Source organism: Paenibacillus sp. YN15 (assembly GCF_003285005.1).
Classification (GTDB): domain Bacteria; phylum Bacillota; class Bacilli; order Paenibacillales; family NBRC-103111; genus Paenibacillus_AR.
This window is the reverse complement of record NZ_QMFA01000043.1, coordinates 1-23743: the sequence shown is the minus strand read 5'-3', so window position 1 is coordinate 23743 and position 23743 is coordinate 1. Positions and strand designations below refer to the sequence as shown.

At 51.9% G+C, this 23743-nt stretch carries 19 protein-coding genes; 10 read left to right on the top strand and 9 right to left on the bottom strand.

Annotation, left to right across the window (positions count from 1 at the left end; genetic code table 11):
• Positions 1-50 precede the first annotated feature (50 nt).
• The 7 genes from DQG13_RS25170 (at position 51) to DQG13_RS25140 (ending at position 5791) form a co-directional block, all read left to right on the top strand.
• The gene (locus DQG13_RS25170; protein WP_113022975.1) at positions 51-1238 is read left to right on the top strand and encodes a superoxide dismutase; all 1188 of its coding nucleotides are present in this window, start codon (positions 51-53) and stop codon (positions 1236-1238) included.
• A 199-nt stretch (positions 1239-1437) separates the two neighbouring features.
• Positions 1438-1674: a DUF2249 domain-containing protein gene (locus tag DQG13_RS25165; protein WP_113022941.1), complete on the top strand. Its 237-nt coding sequence runs from the start codon at positions 1438-1440 to the stop codon at positions 1672-1674.
• Between the two features lie 13 nt (positions 1675-1687).
• A complete protein-coding gene (locus DQG13_RS25160; RefSeq protein ID WP_113022940.1) occupies positions 1688-2296 on the top strand; it encodes a DUF2249 domain-containing protein in 609 nt (202 codons plus the stop codon).
• 27 nt (positions 2297-2323) lie between these two features.
• Positions 2324-3583: a heme-copper oxidase family protein gene (locus DQG13_RS25155; protein ID WP_113022939.1), complete on the top strand. Its 1260-nt coding sequence runs from the start codon at positions 2324-2326 to the stop codon at positions 3581-3583.
• A gap of 51 nt (positions 3584-3634) precedes the next feature.
• The gene (locus DQG13_RS25150; RefSeq protein WP_113022938.1) at positions 3635-3934 is read left to right on the top strand and encodes a metal-sulfur cluster assembly factor; all 300 of its coding nucleotides are present in this window, start codon (positions 3635-3637) and stop codon (positions 3932-3934) included.
• Between the two features lie 16 nt (positions 3935-3950).
• Positions 3951-4649, top strand: a complete 699-nt coding sequence (locus DQG13_RS25145) for a Crp/Fnr family transcriptional regulator (protein WP_113022937.1) — start codon at positions 3951-3953, stop codon at positions 4647-4649.
• Positions 4650-4792: 143 nt separating this feature from the next.
• Positions 4793-5791: a multicopper oxidase domain-containing protein gene (locus tag DQG13_RS25140; RefSeq protein WP_181592983.1), complete on the top strand. Its 999-nt coding sequence runs from the start codon at positions 4793-4795 to the stop codon at positions 5789-5791.
• 852 nt (positions 5792-6643) lie between these two features.
• Here the strand turns inward: DQG13_RS25140 and DQG13_RS25135 are convergent.
• The 5 genes from DQG13_RS25135 to DQG13_RS25115 all read right to left on the bottom strand — a co-directional run bounded on the left by DQG13_RS25135 (position 6644) and on the right by DQG13_RS25115 (position 17092).
• Positions 6644-13216, bottom strand: a complete 6573-nt coding sequence (locus tag DQG13_RS25135; protein WP_113022936.1) for a PKD domain-containing protein — start codon at positions 13214-13216, stop codon at positions 6644-6646.
• A 67-nt stretch (positions 13217-13283) separates the two neighbouring features.
• Complete coding sequence (locus tag DQG13_RS25130) at positions 13284-14510, bottom strand: S-layer homology domain-containing protein (protein ID WP_113022935.1); 1227 nt, start codon at positions 14508-14510, stop codon at positions 13284-13286.
• Between the two features lie 383 nt (positions 14511-14893).
• A complete protein-coding gene (locus DQG13_RS25125; RefSeq protein ID WP_181592982.1) occupies positions 14894-16024 on the bottom strand; it encodes an acyltransferase in 1131 nt (376 codons plus the stop codon).
• A 217-nt stretch (positions 16025-16241) separates the two neighbouring features.
• Positions 16242-16829, bottom strand: coding sequence for a GTP cyclohydrolase I FolE (gene folE, locus DQG13_RS25120; protein ID WP_113022933.1), 588 nt, complete (start codon positions 16827-16829; stop codon positions 16242-16244).
• 53 nt (positions 16830-16882) lie between these two features.
• Positions 16883-17092 carry a YneF family protein gene (locus tag DQG13_RS25115; protein ID WP_113022932.1) on the bottom strand — a complete coding sequence of 70 codons (210 nt, stop codon included), beginning with the start codon at positions 17090-17092 and terminating at the stop codon, positions 16883-16885.
• A gap of 212 nt (positions 17093-17304) precedes the next feature.
• On the opposite strand from DQG13_RS25115, the gene DQG13_RS25110 reads away from it, so the two are divergent.
• Positions 17305-18315 carry a Gfo/Idh/MocA family protein gene (locus DQG13_RS25110; RefSeq protein WP_113022931.1) on the top strand — a complete coding sequence of 337 codons (1011 nt, stop codon included), beginning with the start codon at positions 17305-17307 and terminating at the stop codon, positions 18313-18315.
• Between the two features lie 166 nt (positions 18316-18481).
• On the opposite strand, the gene DQG13_RS25105 is transcribed toward DQG13_RS25110, so the two are convergent.
• Positions 18482-18952 carry a pyridoxamine 5'-phosphate oxidase family protein gene (locus tag DQG13_RS25105; protein ID WP_113022930.1) on the bottom strand — a complete coding sequence of 157 codons (471 nt, stop codon included), beginning with the start codon at positions 18950-18952 and terminating at the stop codon, positions 18482-18484.
• Positions 18953-19151: 199 nt separating this feature from the next.
• Between DQG13_RS25105 and DQG13_RS25100 the strand changes: the two genes are divergently transcribed.
• Both DQG13_RS25100 and DQG13_RS25095 read left to right on the top strand, forming a co-directional pair.
• On the top strand, positions 19152-19601 hold the full coding sequence (locus tag DQG13_RS25100; protein ID WP_113022929.1) for a VOC family protein: 450 nt from the start codon (positions 19152-19154) through the stop codon (positions 19599-19601).
• A gap of 101 nt (positions 19602-19702) precedes the next feature.
• Positions 19703-20122 (top strand): VOC family protein, encoded by a 420-nt coding sequence (locus DQG13_RS25095; protein ID WP_113022928.1) that lies wholly within the window; start codon positions 19703-19705, stop codon positions 20120-20122.
• Positions 20123-20208: 86 nt separating this feature from the next.
• On the opposite strand, the gene DQG13_RS25090 is transcribed toward DQG13_RS25095, so the two are convergent.
• From DQG13_RS25090 to DQG13_RS25080, 3 genes are all read right to left on the bottom strand, one after another.
• On the bottom strand, positions 20209-21039 hold the full coding sequence (locus DQG13_RS25090; protein ID WP_113022927.1) for a carbohydrate ABC transporter permease: 831 nt from the start codon (positions 21037-21039) through the stop codon (positions 20209-20211).
• 13 nt (positions 21040-21052) lie between these two features.
• Positions 21053-21934 (bottom strand): carbohydrate ABC transporter permease, encoded by an 882-nt coding sequence (locus DQG13_RS25085; RefSeq protein ID WP_113022926.1) that lies wholly within the window; start codon positions 21932-21934, stop codon positions 21053-21055.
• An 85-nt stretch (positions 21935-22019) separates the two neighbouring features.
• Complete coding sequence (locus tag DQG13_RS25080) at positions 22020-23405, bottom strand: ABC transporter substrate-binding protein (protein ID WP_181592981.1); 1386 nt, start codon at positions 23403-23405, stop codon at positions 22020-22022.
• Positions 23406-23743: the final 338 nt, after the last annotated feature.

Genomic DNA, 23743 nt, shown 5'->3' with positions numbered 1-23743 from the left:
CTCCACATAAGCTGGTAGGAGATTCCATATTCATGGGAGGCATGCGGAAAATGAGCGATGACAGATTGAATTGGCTTCACCTTTTGGAAAATATCCGGTTCACCAAAATACGGGAGCGGGAATATGCCGGGATCATCCGTCAGTCGGCACCGGGACTGGAGGCGGAATATGCCAACCTGCTGAGAAGCTGGGAGCCGGTATTGGGACAGACGGAATACAACGCAACCCAATGGGCGGGAGCGCTGCTGTATTCGCCGGAAGCAGCCGGCATCAGCCCGGCCCAAGCCCAGGCGGGCATCAGCCAGCTCGCCCAGGAAGCCCGGCAGCAGAGCGAGGCGTTTATCGGCCAGCTCACAGCCATGCGGGCGTATCATCCGGCGGTCCAGGCCAGCCCTGCGGCCAGTGAGCTGATCCGCTACATCAGCGGGGCTTCCCAACCGGGACAGACGCCGGGCTTCGCAGCATATTCCGGCAACGGCCAGCCTGCTCCCGGCAGCACGTCCTTCCGGCATGATACCGGCAGTCCCGCAGCCCAACAGGAAGAGCAGCAGCTCGCGCACATTCACGCGCCGGTTGCCCATCCCCAGCCGGAAGCCGCACCGTCAACTGCTCCTGTCCCCATCGGCAAACATACCTTGCCTCCGCTTCCTTACGCCTACAATGCCCTGGAGCCGCATATTGACGAAAAAACCATGCGGATTCACCACGACAAGCATCATCAATCCTATGTGGACGGTCTGAACAATGCCGAAAACAAGCTGGCGGAAGCCCGCCGCTCCGGGGATTTCAGTCTGGTGAAGCATTGGGAGCGGGAGCTGGCGTTTAACGGGGCGGGCCACTATTTGCATACCTTGTTTTGGAACATCATGGCTCCCAATGCCGGAGGACCGCCCACCGGGCTGGCGGCGGAGCAGATCCGCGCCGACTTCGGCAGCTTCGACGCCTTCAAGAAGCAGTTCAGCGAAGCGGCGGATAAGGTGGAGGGCGGCGGCTGGGCCATCTGGGTATGGAGCCCCCGCAGCCAGCGCACCGAGATTTTGACGGCGGAAAAGCACCAGAATCTCTCCCAGTGGGATGTTGTGCCCCTCCTGGCGCTGGATGTCTGGGAGCACGCCTATTACCTGAAGCATCAAAACAAACGCCCCGACTACATCAAGGATTGGTGGAACGTGGTGAACTGGAAGCATGTCAACGAACGTCTGGCAGCCGCCCGCCAGCTCAAGTGGCAGCCCTATTAAGCGCCGGCAATCCTGCGCCCGGGTTAGGGCAACTGAAGACCCCTTCCTTCGCCTGTATGGTGAAGAGGGGTCTTTTTGCGTAAAAAGGGATATTCTACAGTCGAAGGGGTTTTTCAGCCTTTGTGACCCTCATCACAAAGCCGCCCCCTGCCGCGGCTTATACTGGCCTCATCACCTAACCGACAGGAGGAGAACTTACATGAGTTCCTTTGCAGCTATAATCAATGCCCCCGACTATCCGCCGCGCATCCGCCACCAAGCGATTTTTGAAGCCTTCGACGGCTTGTCCGCCGGAGAAGTGATGCTTCTGGTCAATGATCATGAGCCGCGGCCGCTGTATTATCAATTCCAGGCAGAGCGCCCGGACAGCTTCGGGTGGGAATATATCGAGGAAGGCCCGGAAATCTACCGGGTTGCCATTACCAAGCTGAATTAAGGAGCTGAGGGCCATGTTCTTTCGGAAGTCCAAAAAAGCCGCAGAGCTCCCCCAGCTGAACCGGGTTGAGCTGGATGTGCGGGAGGAGCTGCGCAACAAACGGGACCCTTTTAACATCATCATGAAAACAGTCAAGGAGCTGGGCAAGCAGGATATGCTGGTGCTCCATGCCACGCTGAAGCCGGTGCCCCTTCTTGGGCTCATGAAGCTGAAGGGTTATGTCTCCGCCACCTCCAAGGCCGGGCATGAGCATTGGATCACCACGTTTGTGCGCAAGGAATATGCCGCTTTTCTCCAAGGCGAGCAGGATGAGCTTCCTGAAGCAGGGACGGAGAGCCATGAAGAGGCTCATGCAGGCTGTTCCGCATCGGCAGATGCACCGCCGCAGACCCATGACGGCCCGCCCCGCTCCATTCATCTGGACAACCGGGGACTGGAGCCGCCCAAGCCGATGATCCGCACCATGGACGCTTTGGAAAAAGCCCGGCCCGGAGACACGATCACCATCCATAACGACCGGGTGCCCGCCTTTTTGCTGGAGGAGATCAAAACCCTGGGTTATCCCTATGAAGTGGAGTCCCAGCCCGACGGCAGCGCCATTGTCACCATCAAGAAACAATAATCCCCGCCATCAGGAGGTGCAAGACTTGTGATTCCGACCCCATCCGCCGCAGGTCCGTCCCGGCTTCCCCTTCGCTTTCTCTTAACCGGCATTGCCATGTTTCTTCTGTTTCAAATTGCTTCCGTCGCAACCGGAGCCGGCTGGACGGGGCTGTCCCCGCGGCACCCGGAGGGCTGGTCTGCCGCACACCTGATGCTGTTGGGTTTCGCCGCCATGATCGCCATGGGGGCGGTGTACCAGCTCATATTCGTTGTCGTCCAGCACAGCATTTACAGCGAACGCCTGGGAAAATGGCAGTATGCCCTTTTCCTCATCGGCCTTTCCGGATTGACAACCGGTTTTTTTATGGGAAATGTTGCCGTGATCGCTGTTTTTGCCACTGTTGCCTTTAGCGGCATCATTCTGTTCGTCTGGAACATCGCCGCCACACTGTTTACCGTCAAAGTGTGGAACTCCATCACCCTAAGCGCCCTGGGAGCCGTATTTTTCCTCTTTTTCACCGGACTGACGGGGTTGGGGATGGGCTTGAACTTCCGCTTCGCCTTCCTGGGCATGAGCCATGACCAATGGCTGGGCGCTCATCTCTGGTTCGGCCTGGTGGGCTGGTTCGGCCTCCTGATCACCGGCTTCAGCTACAAGATGCTGCCGATGTTCTTCCTGTCCCACGGACACAATGAAAAGCCATCCCGGTTTACCCTGGCTCTTTGGAGCGCAGCAGTTGTGACCGGAGCGGTCTCTTCCCTTTTGGGCCTGTCCAAATGGATGCAGTGGACGGCGCTTGTTTTGCTGACGATGGCCTTGGCCGCTTATTGTGTACAGATTCATTTTATTATCCGCAAAAAGCATAAAAAGACTCCCGGCTTCGGCATTCTGGTAGCGGTTTGGTCCACCTTCCTGCTGACAGGCGCGGCGCTGGCTTTTGCGGGTTTCGCCGTGTGGAATCCCGCCGTTTTGTCCGAGCAGTCCGTCTATGCCTTCGTCATTTCCCTGTATCTGTGGAACTGGCTTGCTCCGGTGATTCTGGGCTATATGTCCAAAATTGTCCCTTTCCTTTGGTGGACGCTGAAATACGGGGATAAGGTCGGCAAGGAAAAAACGCCGGTGATGGCAGATATGGTGAAGGAAAGCCATGTGAAGGTCCTGCTGTCCCTTTGGCTGGCCGCCGCTTTGGCTCTGCTTGGCTGTACTGCCGCAGGCTCCAGCCTGGCCGTGCAAATCGCCGCAGGGGTGTGGTCCGTGCTGTCCCTGGGATATATGCTGCTTTTGGCGCGGGTGTTTACCAGATAAATTTTTTACCACCTAAATCATGACCATCTAAATCATAAGGAGGGTTTACAAATGGTACCGATGGAAACCATAGAGGAAACGCTGCGCACCGTCTATGACCCCGAGCTTGGCGTCAATGTGCTGGATCTGGGCCTGATTTATGAGCTGAACCAGGATGATGCGGGGGTGGTCCATATTCAGATGACCCTGACCACCCAGGGCTGCCCGCTGCATGATACGATTGTGGGCGGAGTGCGCAATGCGGTAACCCGTTTGCCCGGTGTAACGGGGGTGGAGGTGGATCTGGTCTGGTCACCGGCCTGGACACCTGATAAAATGAAACCGGAAGCAAAACAACAACTCGGTTTCTAGGGAGTGTTCATGTCAAATGGAAACGTCTCGCCGCAAGCTGGCCGATGTGCCGCTGTTCCGGGGATTGGATGACGCCGAGCTGCGTCTGTTGGATGAGCTTTTGATCCCGCGTTTTTTTAAGAAGAAGTCCATTATCTTCCATGAGGGCAGCGACAGGGAAAGCATCTATATCATCCAGGAGGGGCTGGTTAAAGCCTTCAAAACGGATGCGGAGGGACATGAGCAAATCGTGAATTTTTTGGGACCCGGCAATTTGTTCCCCCATACCGGGTTCTTTTTGCTATCCACCTATCCGGCTACAACGGAGGCTGTGGTGGACACCCGGGTGTTGGCCATGCCTCTCTCCTCCTTCGAGCAGGTCATTGCCTCCACTCCGGCTATTGCCATCAAGGTGCTGCGGGTAATGAGCCAAACCATTCAGGAGCTGCAAACCAAGCTGCAGGAGCTGACCGGGCAGGATATTCAGGTGCGGCTCACCTCCTTTTTGCTGGGTATGGCCACGAAGCAAGGGGTGGAGCAGCCGGACGGCAGCATCCGCGTCACCCTGCCGGTGACCCACCAGGAGCTGGCCAACACCATCGGCACCACGCGGGAAACTGTCACCCGTCTTTTGGCCCAGTTGAAAAAAGAAGGGCTGCTGGAGGCGGACCGCAAGGGCTTTCTGGTACCCGATCTGGTGGCGCTGCGGCAATGGAGCAAGCCGGAGCGGGACTAGGAAGCTGCCCCCGGGACTTGGGCCGCTGGAGTGAAATTTACCGGCGTGTGACCCAAATCACAAAGCCGGGTGCCCCGATGGCGTACATTCTTCTTATCAGGCTGCTTCATGCGCAAGCAGCAACCGGAAGGATGTGCGAACCCATGAAACCCGTCATACTATTTCTTGCCGCGGGGCTGCTGCTCATGTCTGTGGGGCTGTATACCATTGTAGGAGATCTGGGATTGTCGGCCGATTCGGACACAGCCGATTCCGCCGAGCAAGTGGAGCCGGCCCAGGTGAACCAGCCTCCGGTAGAGCCGGTGATCCGCCGCGACGGCAAGGATGTTTATATCGAAATGACCACCCAGGTAACCAATGTGGAAATCTCCAAGGGCCTCACCTACAACGCCTGGACCTTTAACGGCACGGTTCCCGGTCCGGTGATCCGGGTAAAGCAGGGGGACCAGCTCCACCTGACCCTGAAGAATCTGGACCCGTCCCTGGCCCACTCCATGGACTTCCACGCGGTGCACGCGGCGCCCAGCGCCAAGTTCATCGACGTCATGCCCGGGGAAACCGGCAGCTTCTCCTATCCCGCCAATAATCCCGGCGTGTTCATGTACCACTGCGGCACCAAGCCGGTATTGGCCCACATCGCCAACGGCATGTACGGAACCATCATTGTAGAGCCGACAGACGGGTATCCGACCGATAAGGAGATCGACCGCTCCTACACCCTGGTGCAAAGCGAGTTTTACAAGGAGCATGATTTTGAGGATATGCAGGATGGAGAGCCTTCCTATGTAGTATTCAACGGCAATGACTACGGGCTGATGGAAAAGCCGTTCCTGGCCAAGGTGGGAGACAAGGTCCGCTTCTACGTCTCCAATGCCGGGCCCAATGAGGTCTCCTCCTTCCACATCGTAGGCACCATGTTCGACACCGTGTACATGGACGGCAACCCGCGGAACGTCCAGTACGGCATGCAAACTGTGATGCTTCCCGCCAGCGGCGGAGCTGTGGTGGAGGTTACGGTAACCGAAGAAGGGGACTACCCCATCGTCACCCACCAGTTCAACCACGCCTCCAAGGGAGCCGTCGGCATCCTGCGTGTCACCAAGGACGGCCAGGACAACGGCATGGCCGCTATGGGGCATTGATGATGGGCCTTGTTGGGGCTTATAGCGGACAGGGATTGTCCGCTATTGGGGCGTTAGCCGGTGGGGGGAGCCAATAGCGGAAGGTTCCTTTCCGCTATTGGGGCAGCGGTACCGTTTTAGCGTCGGGCAACGGAAGGGGGTACCATTGTGGGCGGCCTTTCCCCGTTTGCAGGTGGCCTAACTCTTGCCCGAAAGCCATTCCCGCCGCACCTTTAGACCGATGAAATGTCGGAGAGACCCTCAAACCGGCTTTGCCGGTTTCGAGGCTTCCATAACACCATCCGGCCTGCGGCAAGGACCAGTGTTATTTCAGGGTAGCGGAAACCTGCTTTCGCTACAGCGGACGGACGGCCCCTGCGCCTGGAAGCTCCCCGCGGCCCTCCCCGGAGGAGCAGAGCGTATGGGAACTGAGCAACTCTTACAAGCAGCTTTGGCCTCTTATTCCTGTTTATACGGAACTGAGAAGCCCCTATAACCCGCCAAAGCCTCATCCTCCCCTCATTTTCGCCGTATAAGACCGGTAAGGGACGCTCAATTCCGTTAAAAATCCAATTTCCGCTTTTTACTGCAATAAGAGTCGCTGAGTTCCGTTTTGAAGTAAGTCGCAGTAGGCTAGCCCGCCCAAAACGCACACGCTGCTGTCACGAATCCGCTGTTTCCGCTATGGTGGCAACCCGCCCGCTCCCGCCGCCTTGCCCCTCTCCTTGCGCCTCCAAAAGCAGTCCATCCGCTGCTCGCCCCAAAGCCATCTAAACATTCTGCGTGATCAAAAACCGCTTCCCGTCGAAGGAGAGCGGCTTTTCGCTTTGATGCATCAATTTGTAATTTGCTGAGCTACATCTGCCCTTGTTGCTACTGTATCCGGTGAACCCCTACCGCTCCCAGAGCAGAGCCGATAATCCGGAAGGACACCACAGTTTCTTTGACCACTCCGTTGCTGTATGTCAGGCGGAAGCGCACTTCGTGCAGGCCATCAGGCAGTCTATTGTCCAGAGAGCCCATAACAGGATCATACAGCTCGCCTGCAAACAGACAAGCTGTGTTCTCGGCAGCCAGCACTGTTTCCACCAGAATGCTGCCTCCCCCGATGCCGGTGGCCTCCAGCCGCGCCTCCGCTCTGCCAACAGGAGCGGGGGCACTCGCAATATGAAGCAGCAGCTTCTCCCCGGCATAAAAATCCTTGGGCGCATGTGAGGTCTCATGCCCGCGCTCCACATGAATTTGAAGCCAATCCGGCGTATGATGGATATCTGCATCAATAGTCAAGGGCAGCACCTCCACCGGCTTCTCCGCCGATGCTTCCTGCAACCCGTCGGACACCGTCAGGATCACCGTATATATCCCCGGCTCCAGCCACACTCCCGTCCATTCTCCTGCGCTGCCGGACCATTCCCGGCCGTCAGGCCCGCTGATCCGCCAACGGTATGTGAGATTATCCCCATCAGGATCATACGAAAGACTGGTGAGCCGGATGCTGTCTCCCTCCCATACCGGCTTCGGAGCCCAATCAAAGTCAGCTACCGGCGGCCGGTTGATATAAAACCAAGTTTGCGCCGACCAGTCGGACCACACATGGCCATCAAACACCCGTACCCGAACTCTTAACTTCTGCCCTGCAGGTAAATCACTGGAGGCTTGCCAGCTACCGGTTGTAGCCCACGTATTCTGCCAATACTGGCCGGAGTCCAAGAGTGTAATGGTATTTTCTTCATTAGTGATCTGAATCTGGAAATAGAAAAATAGCGTCCCAGGATCGGGGTCAGACTGAGTCCACACAAATGTTGGCCGTGTGGTATCAAAAACTGTAGGAGCCCATTGTGAGCCTGCTGGACTGGACATGCTCGCTGTCGGTGGCCGATTGGTAGTAAACCATCCCACATTAGACCAATCAGATGCTTTTGACGTACCGCTATCACAAGAATCCCCATAAGATGCTGTGCACGAATTCACTTTAACCTGCACCTGCAACGGCACTCCTTGAGGCAGTCGAGCGATACTTAATCCTTCACTCGCAGTCCAACTTGTCTGTCGGGTGGAGTAACTACTACAATCGGTATAACCTTCACTGTCTGTCCAACAGCCTGACCTAAAAGACCCATAATATATTGCATCATTATAGCCAGTAGTTCCATAAGGTATAGTAGTTTGGGACCCGTCAGCATTTAAGACCCTGTAGGACCAAGAGGTGAAATACGTATTCGGGTCAGGATCAGACTGAGTCCAACTCGGCATTAGTACCCCCGTCAACGGAGTGGGGTTATCCTGGGTTCCCGCTGGAGCAGTCAGTACCACAGACGGTGGATACCCTTTGCTGAAATACGTAAACGCAGTAGAGGACACCGCTCCTTTCTCATCGGTAACGTACACTTCAAACTTATACGTAGTCCCTGCTGACAGTGTTAAAGTTACTTGCCTGCTTAATGAAACTGTGTTTCCGTCGCTTGGGCTATTCACATTTACGGTTCCACTTAGACCGTACATATCCCTCCATTTCCATACGGTTCTGTAGTATCCCACGGTAGGATCGTACTCATATACCCCCGTATAATTCAGGATTTTATAGGTGTACGACTTGATGATACTATTTTCATCATAATCCACTGCATTGAAGACAAAGGTAGGATTATTGTCAGCGCCCGCCGGAACCTGCTCGTTTTGACTGTTAGGCGACACCATCGAAACAAATGGAGGGTTATTCAGTGGAGGTGAATCCAACCAAATGTATGTTTCCGCCCAATCGCTCCATGCGCCATATTCGTCCCTCACGGCCACCCGAAAGACATACATCCCTTCTTGGCTAATTCTCGAGATCAACCCGTCAACTGTTGTTCCATCGGGATAAGTCATATTATACCTTCTGTCAGTTATCCCCCGCGTGGAGCAATAATCAATGCCTGTAGCTTCAGTCGAGCAATACCCGCCAGGCAGCCACCTGTCAGGATCATAGCTCTGGTCATCAAAGGACAACCGGTAATACTGATCCTGATTCACATTCAGAACACCTTTGGGTTTGCGGTGGATGAGAACGTTCGTTGTATAGGGATCAGATTCAGCCCTGTATGCAGCAAACGTACCGTCGGGATAGTAATACTCTGGCGGTGAAGGTTCGTCTGCAGCCTTATAAGTTATGGAATACTGACCGACCTTATCCAAGGCGATTACCGGGTCTCCCCTAACCGTAACGTTGTTGTATGCCGAGACACCCGTATTCCCATCCCCAGCATCCAAGAACTTCCACGGATTTGTATGAACGTAAGTCCATGAGTCTAGCTCTTTTAGGTTAGAGTCTCCTTCGGAATCTGAATAAGCTGTTGCATAAATCAGATTTTCCTTTACTAAGCCAATGTCACTTATCTTATTGTTGTCCACTATGGGAACATTGACATAAACATTCCGGAAATGAGATCCGTAGTTGCCCATAAAGAATCCGTAAGCACCATGTTCAAATGTAGAATCATACGCATCAATAAGAGGCACAGAGCCATACATGACCTTTATTCTGCCCCCTCTTGTTGATACGGTCATGTGGGCAAACTGCAAAGGGCCCAGGTTTAGTGGCGCTGCCTGTATTTCGGTCCTCACCCCGTTTACGATCTTGGTGAGAGCCACCCTATTGGAGGTTTGCTCCACTCTGTACATGTTGTTATGATTCTGCGCTCGAAGGTTTAGCCCGGAAGGGGCGTTCGCATTATAATTAAGTGTCGTTTGCAGGAAGTCATACACATAATCCGCATCCGCTATGTCTGTGCTGTCCTTTAGGATTTGCCCCACTTCCAATGAGGCATACGGAACCGGATTAACCGACCCGGATATCGTATAATAGCTCCAATTCGTTAAATTGTGAAGATATCTCACCTCCATATTTCCCCATTGATAGTACCTTTGGTAGTGATTCCAATCTTCTCTCAATAACGCATAAAACTTGCCATCCGTTCCTATGCCGGATGTGATACTAAAAGTACGCTTCTCGATTTCACTGCTTTCACACCGTTCCGTGTATTTGGGGTAGGAACTTAACGTGGTGTACTCGTATTTCTTATTGCCAAACTTGTCAAATACATAGATTTTACTGTGACTGTCAACAGCATATATCGTTCCATCGGGTCCTACTGAGTACTGTACTTCTCTATAGTCCCGATAGGTGTAAGAGGACCCGCTATCATTAATGCCGCAGCTTTCAGTCCACTTATCCCTATTGTCAAAATATTGATCCACATAAAGATAATAATCCTTTGTCTCTCCCGTGAGCTTATTGTATGCTCTTATGCCTTCCGTACCATAGCCACTATAATCGGTATAATAGTTACTTGGGTTACAGTCCCCATCGCACTTCCCTCTAAAGCTGCTTAATCTCCAGACAACAGACTCAGTGTCCTCAAAAATAGCCCCGCTATTCATATTGGAAGGCAAGCTCACAGAGTTGGGGTCCACTTCCTGTCCCGTTTCAACATCATACCATTTATAGGTATAGACATAACCGGAGCCCGTCCACTGAGAAGACACAACATATCCTATCTTTGTGGCATCATCATTTAGAATTAGACTTGCAAGCCTATCTGCATACCTTATACCTTCTACGATGTATTCGTCGTATTCATCGCTGTCGGAGTCGTAGCTATAGTAATAGTAACTGCCATTCAATTGCCAGGTAACCTGCCCAGAAGGAGCAGTTCTCATGATACTCCAGCTCTGGGATTCTGACGAACTACTATCACTGGAGTATCCTGATGTAGTGGCAGTAAAGGAATAGGCCCCTCCTTTAGCATCGTAAGCAACACAATTTCCTGGATTGGCAGCGTTGATCTCACCGGTGGCTCCGCAGGAGTACAACTGAGATACTCCGTTGATGACTGCAGGAATTGAGCCCTTTACACCCACCTTTGACGAATCACCCGTAAACTGCCCATTAAACAACGTAGGCAGCGCTTGCGGGGAGGGAGCATTGTTGTAAACAGCATACGGTGTTTGCACCTGGCTAAAAACTGTAGAAAAATTGGAACTTGGACCATTTTGAACGTTTCGTGCATAATTGGTCGTAAATCCTTTCGTGAAGGTATTATAGGTGAATCTCAGATCCTTTGTTTTATGAAGACTCGGATTTACCAAAGAAGAGCCCAACCAATTGTTGCCGAATGCCATCAGTATTTCGTTCTCCACAGTCGTATTAAATCTAGGCGGATCGGGGTTCAAGGAGGATAGTGAAAAAGATCCAAAGGGTGCTAGATTTTTCACATCTACAATGAAGTATCCTTCCCCTCGTAAACCCCAATCCTCTTCTACCTCGAGTTTTAGCCTGTACTTACCGACCTTAGCGGTAGGTATATGAGCGGACCCAGCTACCGTAATGGGGATGCTTATCAAAGGGTGCTCGTCAAAATTCCCATCGTTGTCCGAGTCATACTGGTACCAGGCAGAAGTTCTAATGATGATGTCACCGTCTGGACTTACAGATAAATCATTAAATCCTACGTTCCCCCTAAGTGATACGGTGGGCAGATCAGTGTTTGGTATCGGAGGTTTATCTTCCTGTACAAAAATCTGCTTTACAGCCTTGTTCTCGGGGAGGTTCCTTACCCCCTTATTGTCCTCCACCTCCAACGTGATGGTTTCGGGACCCACATTTGGATATACATCCAGCTTGTTGGTCCAGAAATACTTGGAGATGGTTCTTCCCAAAGCCGCCCTGCTGCAATCCCCGTTTATCGCATTGGGGGCAAGAGGTCGGTTTTGAACCACCCTCGACGGAACGTTTATACAAGGCAAAGGCTCCGGCCGTTGGATGGTGATGGTCGCCGTTCTTTCCGTACAAGCACCATTGGTGTCGCACATTCGCGCTTGTATCTCATGCTTTCCGGCAACTGCCGCGTTAATCCACGTTAACCTAAACTCGCCTTTGAGATACCCTTGTCCGGGGAAACCTCGTATCCATTCGCTTGAACTCTCCGCGAATCTCCACTCAAACGTCATGAGGTCATCATCGGGATCATACGGGCTTTTGGGATTGTCCCGTTCAATGACCCGCACATTTAATGTATCTCCGACAACCGCTTCCGTTATGGGTATGTAGCTGTAATAATCGTTATCCTTAAACCACCCAATTTCAAACTCAGGAGGTCTGTTGGCTGGAGGGTCACCGATCACAAAATCCTTGGGACCGATCCAAGAGATACCGCCACAGGAATCTTTCACCCCAGCACTTACTTTAGTGGGACCGCTAATTAAGCCTCCCCAGTAAGCTTTAATGCTTGGGTCATACATGTAGGATGACGTTATTTTCCACTGGTTATCGGAGCTCCAAGGCTTCCAGCCTGACCAATACTCACGTACACCGTTATTTTGATACACCTGCCATAAAAATTCAGTCGGCTTACATCCGTTTGTGTTCACAGTCAGCTCGAAGGTGTTGAAATCCTTCCACGTTAACGGGTCCTTTTGAACTTTTATATCGCCAGTTAAATCACCCCCAGCTGGGGGTGTGGGTGTAGGCGTTGGGGTGGGTGTGCCGGGAGACGGAGTGGCAGAACCCACCGTGATGGTTATGGTATCCCTCAGCTCGTACAAGCCCTTTTTCCACGTTGCGGCAATGACTGCATTACCGGTAGCGACTCCCGTTACTTTACCTACATTATTTACAGTAGCAACTGACGTATTGTTACTGGACCAAACAATTTCAGCTGTACGGGAGCTAACATCTACCCATTCGCTCCAATTGGAAGAACCAAAATTCTTGGTTTTTACCTGGGCAGTTGCTTGATAGGCTCCGCCTATGTTTATGGTGCTGTTGGATAGGACATCGATTTCCTTGGACTCTTGGATAGTGGCTTTCCAGTTGACGTTTAAGTGGGTAGTATACAAAATCTTATACATTGGGTAGCCATCATATCCAATCTCATATTCAACGGGGTCGTAGTCTTCTTGATAATCTACCCCAGTAATTGTAGTAAGGTGAACTTTAGATCCTTCAACTGGCCCTATAGATTCCAATTTATAAGCGTAAGAATCTTCTACCTTAGTAGGCATACCATCAATAACTGGGGAACTAGCCAACTGTCCCAAGCTATCTTTATACTTTTCATTTGTCTCAGGATCAGTGTATACATCCGCTCTCCAGGTATAAAGATCAATGGAGTCTGATACTTTTGCATTGTTAGGGTAGGACTTTCCGTTTCTTACTACATTATCTGAGTTTACATGACCCCCACCCGTAAGGTCCGCCACCCAATATCTGTATCCTGGAGGATTACCTCCAGATTGATACCAATACACACCCGGGTTTGCAACTTCATACCCTTTCACATCTTTTGTTATGGTTTGTATATTAGCTGGACCGCTTGGACTTATAATAGTTGCAGCATAGGAAGCAATCTCAAAAAGTGTAGGATAAAGTATGCTAAATATGAGAAATACAGACCAAAATTTCTTCATAAAGCCTCCTCGACTGCCTGGCCTATATTCTATATGCCAGCTCTATTAAGATTTTCATTTACCTAACTTAGTCTTTCAACACACTAGAAGGAACAGCAATTGTCATCCATACTCCCCCCTCACACGAAATACTGTAAACAAAATTACTACTTAAAGACTTGTAGGACCAAAAAACTTCGGTCTGTCCTTTCTTGAATGGGTTTAATTTATGGGGAATAGTTTTTATGCCGTATTCCAGAATGCCATCACCCTTATTCAACTTTCCTACAAATGACGTAGAAAATCCGTCTTCAGATGCCCCAGAAAAGGTATTAATCTGAAACTCGTCGGATGAGGGAATTAGAGTATATTGTGCAAAAACCACTATTCCTGATGCATAATACGTGGCAGGCATAAACACTTTACCGTAAATACCCGTATACTCGGCAACGTTTTTAGCGTCCACGGCTATCATGCGATTAATCCTAATATCTCCAATATCTGTTTTTGTCTCCAATCGCCTATTAACAATATTACTAAACCTATCCTTCTCTTTTGTGTTGGGATCAATTGAAGGCCTGAAATCAGTCAACTCAAACAAATTTGTCCCTTCTGTGCCCACAGCCATCAGTTCTCTCATACCCAAGAAGTCAGTGGCGTTTTTCTTCTCCAGGCCCTGGTACCAAGTCAGAATTTTCATGACTTCAGCGCGAGTGGCCGTACCGTCGAGTCTTAGGGTGCCGTCCTCGTAACCGTCTATCAGCTCGGTTCCCATCGCCACTGCTATATAGGGAACTTGCTCCTCGGACAACTCCCCCTTAAACCCTTCGGGCGAAGGAATCAGCGTACTTTTGGAGTCATTATATGCCTTTACGTAGGTATCGTTGGTTTTCAGCAAGCCATTGACAGCCCACTTTATAAGTTCCCACCGATTGATATTTTGGTCAGGGTGGAATCCGTCAGGGAAATCGTCAACCTGCAAGAAGCCCAGGTTTATTCCCTTATAGGCATTTTCTCTGGACCAGTGCCCTGCTGTATCTGCGAATCTGTAACCCGAGCCTTCCGATGCCTCTCTGGATGTTACTCGGGTGAGCAAGGAAATATACTCTGCGCGGGTAATCGTATTGTCCGGTCTAATGGTGCCGTCCTCATAACCATTCAAATAGCCTTTTGATACTCCTTCTTGCAAGTAGCTTTCTGCCCAATGTCCGTTAATATCAGTAAAATTAGAGGCTGCTTGGCCACTATCGCCAAACATGATGGCGCCGCTAAATACAGCAGCCAGTGCTACAGGTAAAATCATTTTTTTCATCATAGTAATTACGCTCCTTGTAAAATGATTAGAAATTAATGCTGCTGTGGAATCAGCATTGGACGGACTTTATTTTCTGTCTGCGTCGCAATCTTGCCGCCGCGGCCATTCAACTAAAGTATACCTGGTTTTGAAATAGTAGCCAATTTTATCCGCCAATCTACAATATTCCGCCATAAACTCCGAAGCCAAATCCGTCCAAAAGGCGGCGGGCATGGCTGAATAATTCGCATTTTGACGTAAAAAAACCGCCCCGGGCAGCCTGCTGCTGCGTCGGAGCGGTTCTTCCGCATATTTCCTTGTTTTACTATACTAAACTTCACCAGCGTTTGACAACCACTTTTTTTCATATTTTGTGAAGCTGCCTACATATTTCACGAATCTGCTTACATGCCGGTTGTCCTGCCGCTTGCATAGGTCTTGCTTGCCTGCTGCTCCGGCTTCCTCTTGAACAGGCCGGCGATCTTGCCATACAGGTACACAACCAGCCAGGAAGCTACCAGAATGGCGGCATACCGCCCAAAGGTATACAGATCATACATCAGGATGGTCGTAGGATTTTTCCACATAATTGTATAGAGAGTAAGGAACGCGGGATGAATCAGATAAATGCCGAAGGAGCAAACACCGATGGACACCAACGGCCTGGACAAACGCGGAAACCGGCTCTGCAGAAACCGGCCCGCCTGCATAAAGAACAGCGCCGCCGCGGTGACGTAAAGTATCCAGAGCACCTCATACCATGTAATTTCCGCATAAATATGCTTGTAGCGGCTCAGAAGGAACAAGCTCACGTAGGACGCTCCGGCAACCAGCCACGCGGCCGCCGTCAGGAGCTTGTGCTTTTCCACCCATGCCTTCACCGCCGGGTAATAAAGCCCGATGGCGCCCCCAATGAGAAAATAGGCCATATACGTGGGAGCCAGCCGGTCGGAATAAGGAACTCCCTCGCTGAATCGCCGGTACACATAGAAACCCTCCTGGATCAGCAGCCCACAGGGAATGAGCCACTTGCGGAACCACGTGGTACGGTTAACCAGGGTCATAAACAGAGGGAACAAAAGATACATCTGGAAGATGATCAGCATGAAGTAGGAATGATACGACCATTCCCCCCAGCCCAGCTTGCCGAAAAATCCCGGCCAATCCATTTCAAGCTCCCTTGTATTGACCCATTGATTGAACACATGATAGAAAAAGGCCCATATGAAATACGGAATCACCAGACTGACCGCCCGTTTGCGGTAAAAAACCACAGCCGTCCTGGCGTTCCATCTGCCGTCATAGCTGTAAAACAGCACGATTCCGCTGATCATGATAAACAGGGGAACAGCAAAGGAGCTTCCCACATTCAGAATATAGAACATGATCTGCGAGGCGCTGCCTTCCGTTGGCTCCACCGTGGCGCTGGAGGTGCCGTGAATCAGCACCACAGCAAGGATCGCCAACGCTCTTACAATGTCCAACTCCAGCAGCTTAGTGTTTCTGCCCGCCGCAGGATTTGACAATTTTGTCACTAATCTCCCGCCTTTCGTCAGGTTTTCTCTTTTTCTGAGTACCGTAAATGATTGTTTAATTATACAGGCTGGTTCTTCTCGAGGGAAGGCGGAATTTGCCGGAAAATCCCCCATAATGAAAATGCCGCGCCCTCTCCCCAGATTTCCGCAAGAAACAAGGAAAAGCCCAGAAGGAAGATCTATCCTCCCCTGGGCTTGTCCAGACTGACGCAATTATTTACTCCTTGATCAGTGCCATAAACTCCGCCCGAAGAGGCGCATCGTTGCGGAAATAGCCGCGGACCGCGGAGGTTACGGTTTTGCTGCCCGGTTTTTTGACCCCTCTGGCGCACATGCACAGATGCTCGGCCTCCACCACCACCATAACGCCGTGGGGCTTCAGCTCCCGGTTAAGGACATCGGCGATTTCGGAGGTGATCCGCTCCTGGACCTGCAGCTTCCGGGCTACCGCCTCCACCAGACGGGCGAACTTGCTTAAGCCGGCAATTTTGCCGCTGGGGATATAACCGATATGAATTTTGCCGAAAAACGGCGCCATATGATGCTCGCATTGGCTGTAGAATACAATGTCTTTTACAATAACCAGCTCTTCATGGCGCTCGTCAAAGGTTACGCCCAATACCTCCGCAGGATCGGCGGAATAGCCGGCGAAGATCTCCTCATACATCCGCACCACCCGGGCCGGGGTATCCCTCAAGCCTTCCCGGTCCACATCCTCCCCGATAAGGCGCAGGATTTCCCGGACATGATACTCCAGCTGCTCGCGGTTTTCCTCAACCTGCTTATTTCTGTATTCAGTGGACATAGGCTTACTCTCCCGTCTTGCCGGCGGCATTTTGCGTGCCGTCAAAATTTCATTTATCTGAATTTTTGGTTCTTCATCATGTTCTGAACCTTGTTCATTTGCTGCTTGTTCAGGTTATAGCCCATTTGCTTGGCCATTTTGGCCAGCATTTCAGGGTTGCTTTGCATTTTTTCCATTTGGCGCTTGAGATAAAAGACGCCGCCGGCAAATCCGCCGGCTGCCCCCACAATCAATGTCAGGATTGGAATGATCCAACTCCACATTTGTATACACTCCCTACAGATAATGTCCGACGTTTATCGGCTTTGTCGCTCTATATCATAGCATGTTGCAAGATCGCATACAAATCAGACTTCATCTGTTATAGTGTGCCCGCAAGCCGCATGTTAAGATGAAGGCGACACATGCTAAAGGATGAAGGATGCCCCTTTAGTGGGTTTTAAGACAGTCCCTAGGGAAGGTGGAGTCGATAAATATGACCATTCAAGTTGCTATGCTGTCCTACTGGCATGTCCATGCCGAGGACTATGCCCGCCAGGTGCAGGCCCGCCCCGAATGCCGCATTGCGGCCGTGTGGGATGAGCTGCCGGAACGGGGAAAAGCCCAAGCTGAGAAGCTGGGAGTACCTTTTTACGACAACTTGGAAACGCTTCTGGCCAACCCCCAAATTGACGCTGTTGTGGTGGATGCCCCGTCCTCCATGCACGAAGAAGTGATCACCGCTGCCGCGAAGGCGGGCAAGCATATTTTTACTGAAAAGGTATTGGCCATTACTACGGAGGCTGCGGACCGGATCATCCAGGCAGTCCGGGAGTCCGGCAAGTCCTTTATGATCTCGTTGCCAAGGCTGACCCACGCTGTTAACCTGCAGGTGAAAGAGATCATCGACGCAGGGCTGCTGGGCCAAATCACCTATCTGCGGGTGAGACTGGCTCATGACGGCGGATTGCCCAACAAAAACTCGTCTGAAGGCTGGCTCCCGCCTCATTTCTATAGCAAGGAGCAATGCGGCGGCGGCGCGCTGATCGACTTGGGCTGCCATCCTATGTATCTGACTCATTTTTATTTGGGTATGCCGGAGGCGGTCAGCGCCCAATTCGGTTATGTGACCGGCCGGGATGTGGAGGACAACGCGGTGGTTACCCTGCGGTACGCAGACGGCGCTTTGGCCGTGGTGGAGGCGGGTTTCGCCAGCCGTCTTAGTCCTTTTACCCTGGAGGTATGCGGTACGGAAGGCTGCCTGATGATGGACGACTTCCAATTCCGCTTCCGCTCCACCAAGCTGGAGCTTGGCGCGCAGGAAGGCTGGATTTCTCCGGTCAAACGGCCCGAGGCGCTGCCCCGCCCTATGGATCAATGGATCGACCACATTATCCATGGCACCCCCACCACCATCAGCATCGACCAGGGCCGGGCATTAACCCAATTGATGGAGGCGGCCAATCTTTCCGCAGCCTCCGGCAAATCGGTGAGCATCGCCGAGTAAACCACTTGCTCCCCCCGCGGGATCGACAGTTAATACTGAACAGAAGTTCGATACGGCTTCGGTTGGAAATAACTCGACTTGGAGATTTAGTGGGTCGAGTTTTTTTATGTATAATGGGAATAAGTGGTTTTCGTTGGTCGATTTGACGATTCGGGGCCTAGCTCACTTAATTTGCCGTCTTATTGATAAAATCAATCTCATTTTTGATCCCTTTGTGGGCGTCATTCCACAGACCCTTAGTCAGGCGGATGCGCAGCAGGCATGTGTTGGGATCTTCGTCATTATTGGCTTCGTTATACCACGCGGCAAATATTGTGCGCAGCTTTGCCATCATCTCCGCGTTTTTCTCGTCACACACCCAGCCCAGGTTTTCACCGATACCGTCGGCCGTGAAGTTTTCGACGATGATGCAAACGGCAACTTCGGGATTTTGGGCAATCTGCCGCATCTTGCCTGAGGTTGCGTAGGTGACAGTGTAGAACGCACCGTCCTCATAATAAGCATCCACAATGCGGGAGGCGGGGCGGCTTTTGCCATCGGCCCCCGGTTCCAGCGCGATGGTGGACAGAGAGATCAGGCCGTCTTTGTTGCCCACTTTTTCGTCCAGCAGCTTCATGGCTTCGTCGTACTTGTTCATTTTTTTACCCTCCAAATATTGTGTTATAATTCCCTTTGCCCGAACAAAATCCACATTATCTACGTTGGCCTTATCGAGCTAGAGCACTTTCACTCACTCTACCACGTAAATCCAGCCCTGTCGCTTACGTTTCTCTTCCTCCGTTGCTTAACAGGTGATCAGGCAATAAATTCGTACTCATAAGGAGATAAATAAAATTATGAAAGAAAACAGATTATTAAGAATGGACAATGTTGGCATCGTTGTAGAATCCCTTGAGGACGCAATCTCTTTCTTCGAGGAGATTGGCTTGAAGCTTGAAGGGCGAGCTACTGTCGAAGGTGAATGGGCTGGCCGGGTAACCGGGCTGGGTTCACAGTGTGTAGAGATTGCTATGATGGTTACCCCAGATGGCCACAGCAGGCTTGAACTTTCGCGATTTCTCACCCCACCTGCTATATCTGATCACCGGACTGCTCCTGTAAATGCCCTCGGTTATCTACGCGTCATGTTCGCCGTTGAAGACATTGACGAAATGGTATCCAGACTCACTAAGCATGGTGCTCAGTTGGTTGGCGAAGTGGTTCAGTACGGGGACTCGTATCGGCTCTGCTACATTCGTGGAATTGAAGGGCTTCTAATCGGTTTGGCGGAACAACTCGTCATATAAACACATCCGCACCGACTAACCGCATCGTGATGCAAATAGTTGACAAGCCTAACCAGTTCGGTTGGGCTTTTATGCTTGATTCAGTTTGGAGGTGAACGCGGATGCGCGGACAAGCGAGAGAAGCCATTCATTTTTACCAAAATGAACTTGAAGCCCAAGTCCTGCATATCCAAACGTACGGTGAGATGCCAATGCCTTGCCCGGATGGTTTAAAGGAGCGTGTGTCGAATGCACTCCTAAGAATTGGGGAAAGCGAGCTCATGTTATTCGATGCGCCAAGCCAGTCTGTTCCAAACGGAAATACAGGGGAAGATTCCGGTATTGAGCCTGCCGCTAAGGCAGTTGTAGCCCTAAATCTCTCAATACGGGACGTGGAAAAAACGAAGCGTATTTTTGCAGCCTTGCAGCTTGGCGGAAAGGTAATTGCTCCATTGGAAAGCGTTCCTTTTAGTCCTGCATTTGGCACTGTAACAGACAAGTTTGGCGTAACCTTCATTCTTGTGACCCAGCAATCAAACTGATGCAAATCGAAAAAAGCAAAACGGGCACCGGCTTTAAAGGCCAGTGTCCATTTTTTTGCGTTGCTGCATATTTAACGCCCCTACCCCTACCCTTTGACCGCTGTTCCCGACAGTCCTTGGATAATGAACTGCTGCCCGGCCAGGAACACCAGCAGCATGGGCAGAATGCCCGCCGAGGCCGCGGCCATCATGCCGTTGTAGTCTACGTTGTACTCCAGCACGAAGTTTTGCAGGCCCAAGGGAACGGTGTACAGCCTGCGGTCCGTGAGAAAAACCAGGGCATTCTCAAAATCGTTCCAGTTCCACGAGAAATCCAGAATGGCCAGAGTCGCCAGCGCTGGTTTGGCCAAAGGCAGCATCAGGCGGAAGAAGATTCTGCCGTGCCCCGCCCCGTCGATAAAGGCCGATTCGGTAATTTCCTTGGGAATCCCCATGAAGAACTGCCGCAGCATAAACACCCCGAAGATGGTAAACAGACCGGGCAGGATCAGCGCCAGGTGGGTATTATAGATGCCCATCCAGTCGAACATGATAAACTTGGGCACAAACAGCACCTGAGGCGGGATCATCATCATGGACAGGTAGAGCAGAAACAGCGCGTCCCGCCCTTTGAACTCGATCCGGGAAAAGCCGTAGGCGGCCAGGGCCGACAGGAAGGTGGCTCCCGCCGTATTGATGGAAGCGATCTTGATGGAATTCAGATAGTACGTTCCGAAGCTGTTCGCACCGGTCCATACCTTAATATGATGCTTCAGTTCCAGTGTGGAGGGCAGCCAGCGGCTGTAGTCGAAAACCTCGTTGGGTGTTTTGAAGGAGGTGCTGATCATCCACAAAAAAGGGAGAATCATGCCCAGGCCCAGTAAGCCCAACAGCAGCGTGAACACCAGTTTTTTGGTCAAGGATGCCTGTAATGTCATGGTCTCGCACCTCCTAATAATGGACCCATTTTTTTTGGCCGTACCACTGAATTAAGGTAATCAGAAGCACGAAGGCAAACAGCATCCAGGAGATGGCGGAGGCGTAGCCCATTTCGTAATAGCTGAAGGCGGTTTTGTAAATGAACAGGGACATGACGGTGGTGCTGCTGCCCGGCCCCCCTCCGGTAATGGCCTGGATGATGCCGAAGGATTTAATGGCGCCGATCAGTCCGGTGATGAGCAAAAGAAAGGTAGTAGGGCTGACCAAGGGCCAGATGATCCGGCTGATCAGGGTCCAGGTGCGGGCTCCGTCCATCCGGGCCGCCTCCAAAAGCTCCTGGGAAATTTCCTGGAGCGCCGCCATATAAATGATCATGTTATAGCCCAGGCTGGCCCACACGGCGATAATATTCAACGCCAGCATGGCCGTATCCGTGGAGGCGAACCAGCCGGGCGGATTGTCCATGCCCAGAGCCCGCAGCACCCCGTTGATGGGCCCCTGGCTGGGCTGGAACAGCAACATCCAGACGAAGCCCACGGCCACGCCGCTGGTGATATACGGCATAAAGTACATGGAGCGCAGCATGCTTTTCAGAAAGACGCTCCGGTTCAGGGCCACCGCCACCAGGAAAGCCCCGATGAGAGAAACCGGCACCGCCGTCAGGTAAAGCAGGGTGTTTTTGATGGCAATTATAAACTTCTCATCCTGGAACAGCCGGGTAAAGTTGTCCAATCCGATAAACCGGTAGTTGGGATTGGCAAACTGGTAATTGGTCATGGTCAGCCCCAGGGAAAAAACCGCGGGAATCAGGAAAAATACGATAATGCCCAGCATGTTCGGCAGGATAAACAGGTATCCCATCATCCGCTGCCGCTTCATCCAATTTCCGCCCATGGAAATTACTCCTTCCGTTTCCAATTTTAGGGTAAATGAAAGGGAGGGTTCGCTTCGGAACGCCCTCCCTTTCGCGTAAACCGGTTTATTTTTTGTTTTGTTTGAGGAAATCGTTATGCCGTTTGGCCATGTTCTCCAGTGTGGTCTTCAGGTCCTGCTTGCCCAAGAGATACTTTTCGTACTCCTCCTTGCGCAGATCGATGACCTGCTGCTCCAGGCTGGATACGTAGGTGGGGAAGGTGCCGAATACGACTTTTTTCAACGAATCCAGATCATAGGTGCTGTCCACGCCGCTTAAAAGAAGCTTGATGGCGTCATCGGCATTGACCGCCTTGGAGGAGGGAATTCGGCCGCCGGAGGCCATGGGCATCATTCCGCCGTCGGCATACCACTTCAGGAATTTCCAGGCCGCTTCTTTGTTGGCGGATTTGGCATTGATGGACACTACATCCCCGAGACCCGCGGGATATTTGAACTCATCGGCGTTTTTGCTCAGCTTCGGCACGGTGGCAAAGGCAATCTTGAAGCTGCGCGGGTTATCCTTCAGGTTGTTGGCATTGCGGAAAATAAATTCCCCGGCATACAGCATGGCGGTTTCGCCCTTCAGGAACATGGTGTCCGTAGGCATCTTGGAGGTCATTTGCTCGCCGTAGGTGGGCATGGACTTGGCTTTTTGCATTTCGTAGGCTACCTCGTAGCCCTTGGCAGCCAGCGGGTTGTTCAGGTTGGAGGTGCCGTCCGGCTTCACAAAGCCAATCGCCGCCGTGCCGGAATCCACCTGCTCCATGTAGCCAGCCTCATGCTGGAGGAGACCCCAGCGTTTGTCGGTTTTGAGCTTGGCGGCGTACTCCTTCATGTCGTCCCAGGTCCAGTCCAGAGCCGGCACGGGAAGTCCGGCCGCATCCAGCGCGTCCTTGTTCAGCCAGACGAAGGACATGTTCTTCTTGGTGGGGATGCCGTAATATTTGCCGTCAATCTGCCAGAGCTTGGCGTCGGGGCCCATTTTCTCATCCACGTTATAGTCCTTGTAAGCGCTTAAATCCAACGCCAGCCCGGCATCCTTCCGCTTCTGCAATCTGGGGTAGGAATAGCTGACAAACAAATCCGCATCCTGGCCGGTCATAAGGGCTGTATCCAGCTTCAGATTTCCCGCATCGTCATTGACAAAACGCTCATAGCTCACCTGGATGTCCGGGTTCTGCTTGTTCCAGGCATCCACCACAGCTTGGGGTCCGGACTCCGCCGGCACGCCGCCCCACATCTTCAGCTTGATCGTTTTGCCGGAGGCGGTGGACGCCGCCGGAGCTTGGGAGGCGCCTGCCGCTGGAGACGCCTGGCTCCCGTTGCCGTTGCTGTTATTGCCGCTGTTGCTGTCACCACTTCCGCTTCCGCCGCATCCCGCCGTCACGCCCAGCACCATCATCAGACTTAAACCGCCTGCCAACCATGTTGCTTTTTTCAATTGTCTCATCCCCTTTTGGTTCGATCATCTTGATTTCATCTTACCATCCGTCCGTGCAGCGGGGCAGATACGGGGTTTGGAGATTGATGCAACGATATTTGGATGTGGCGCCGGCAAAATAGAGGAAGGTATTTTCCGTTATTCCCTACGGGAACGGAAAAATCGTAGAATAACGGAAGGCAATTTCCGTTATTGGCAGGTTTTTCCCGACTGAGGTTTGTCTGTGCGACAATAGCGGAAAACAGCTTCCGCTATCTCCCGCCAAACTATTCCGCAGCTGAAATAGTTATAATGAACGAAACCGACATCCAGTTTGCTTCAACGTAGGTTAATTTGGAAATAATGGG

Excerpts from the sequence above, each read along its gene's own strand:
- DQG13_RS25170 (WP_113022975.1), top strand. The coding sequence starts at position 51 with ATGAGCGATGACAGATTGAATTGGCTTCACCTTTTGGAAAATATCCGG.
- DQG13_RS25165 (WP_113022941.1), top strand. The coding sequence starts at position 1,438 with ATGAGTTCCTTTGCAGCTATAATCAATGCCCCCGACTATCCGCCGCGC.
- DQG13_RS25160 (WP_113022940.1), top strand. The coding sequence starts at position 1,688 with ATGTTCTTTCGGAAGTCCAAAAAAGCCGCAGAGCTCCCCCAGCTGAAC.
- DQG13_RS25150 (WP_113022938.1), top strand. The coding sequence starts at position 3,635 with ATGGTACCGATGGAAACCATAGAGGAAACGCTGCGCACCGTCTATGAC.
- DQG13_RS25145 (WP_113022937.1), top strand. The coding sequence starts at position 3,951 with ATGGAAACGTCTCGCCGCAAGCTGGCCGATGTGCCGCTGTTCCGGGGA.
- DQG13_RS25140 (WP_181592983.1), top strand. The coding sequence starts at position 4,793 with ATGAAACCCGTCATACTATTTCTTGCCGCGGGGCTGCTGCTCATGTCT.
- DQG13_RS25135 (WP_113022936.1), bottom strand. The coding sequence starts at position 13,216 with ATGAAGAAATTTTGGTCTGTATTTCTCATATTTAGCATACTTTATCCT.
- DQG13_RS25130 (WP_113022935.1), bottom strand. The coding sequence starts at position 14,510 with ATGATGAAAAAAATGATTTTACCTGTAGCACTGGCTGCTGTATTTAGC.
- folE (WP_113022933.1), bottom strand. The coding sequence starts at position 16,829 with ATGTCCACTGAATACAGAAATAAGCAGGTTGAGGAAAACCGCGAGCAG.
- DQG13_RS25115 (WP_113022932.1), bottom strand. The coding sequence starts at position 17,092 with ATGTGGAGTTGGATCATTCCAATCCTGACATTGATTGTGGGGGCAGCC.
- DQG13_RS25110 (WP_113022931.1), top strand. The coding sequence starts at position 17,305 with ATGACCATTCAAGTTGCTATGCTGTCCTACTGGCATGTCCATGCCGAG.
- DQG13_RS25105 (WP_113022930.1), bottom strand. The coding sequence starts at position 18,952 with ATGAACAAGTACGACGAAGCCATGAAGCTGCTGGACGAAAAAGTGGGC.
- DQG13_RS25100 (WP_113022929.1), top strand. The coding sequence starts at position 19,152 with ATGAAAGAAAACAGATTATTAAGAATGGACAATGTTGGCATCGTTGTA.
- DQG13_RS25095 (WP_113022928.1), top strand. The coding sequence starts at position 19,703 with ATGCGCGGACAAGCGAGAGAAGCCATTCATTTTTACCAAAATGAACTT.
- DQG13_RS25090 (WP_113022927.1), bottom strand. The coding sequence starts at position 21,039 with ATGACATTACAGGCATCCTTGACCAAAAAACTGGTGTTCACGCTGCTG.
- DQG13_RS25085 (WP_113022926.1), bottom strand. The coding sequence starts at position 21,934 with ATGGGCGGAAATTGGATGAAGCGGCAGCGGATGATGGGATACCTGTTT.
- DQG13_RS25080 (WP_181592981.1), bottom strand. The coding sequence starts at position 23,405 with ATGAGACAATTGAAAAAAGCAACATGGTTGGCAGGCGGTTTAAGTCTG.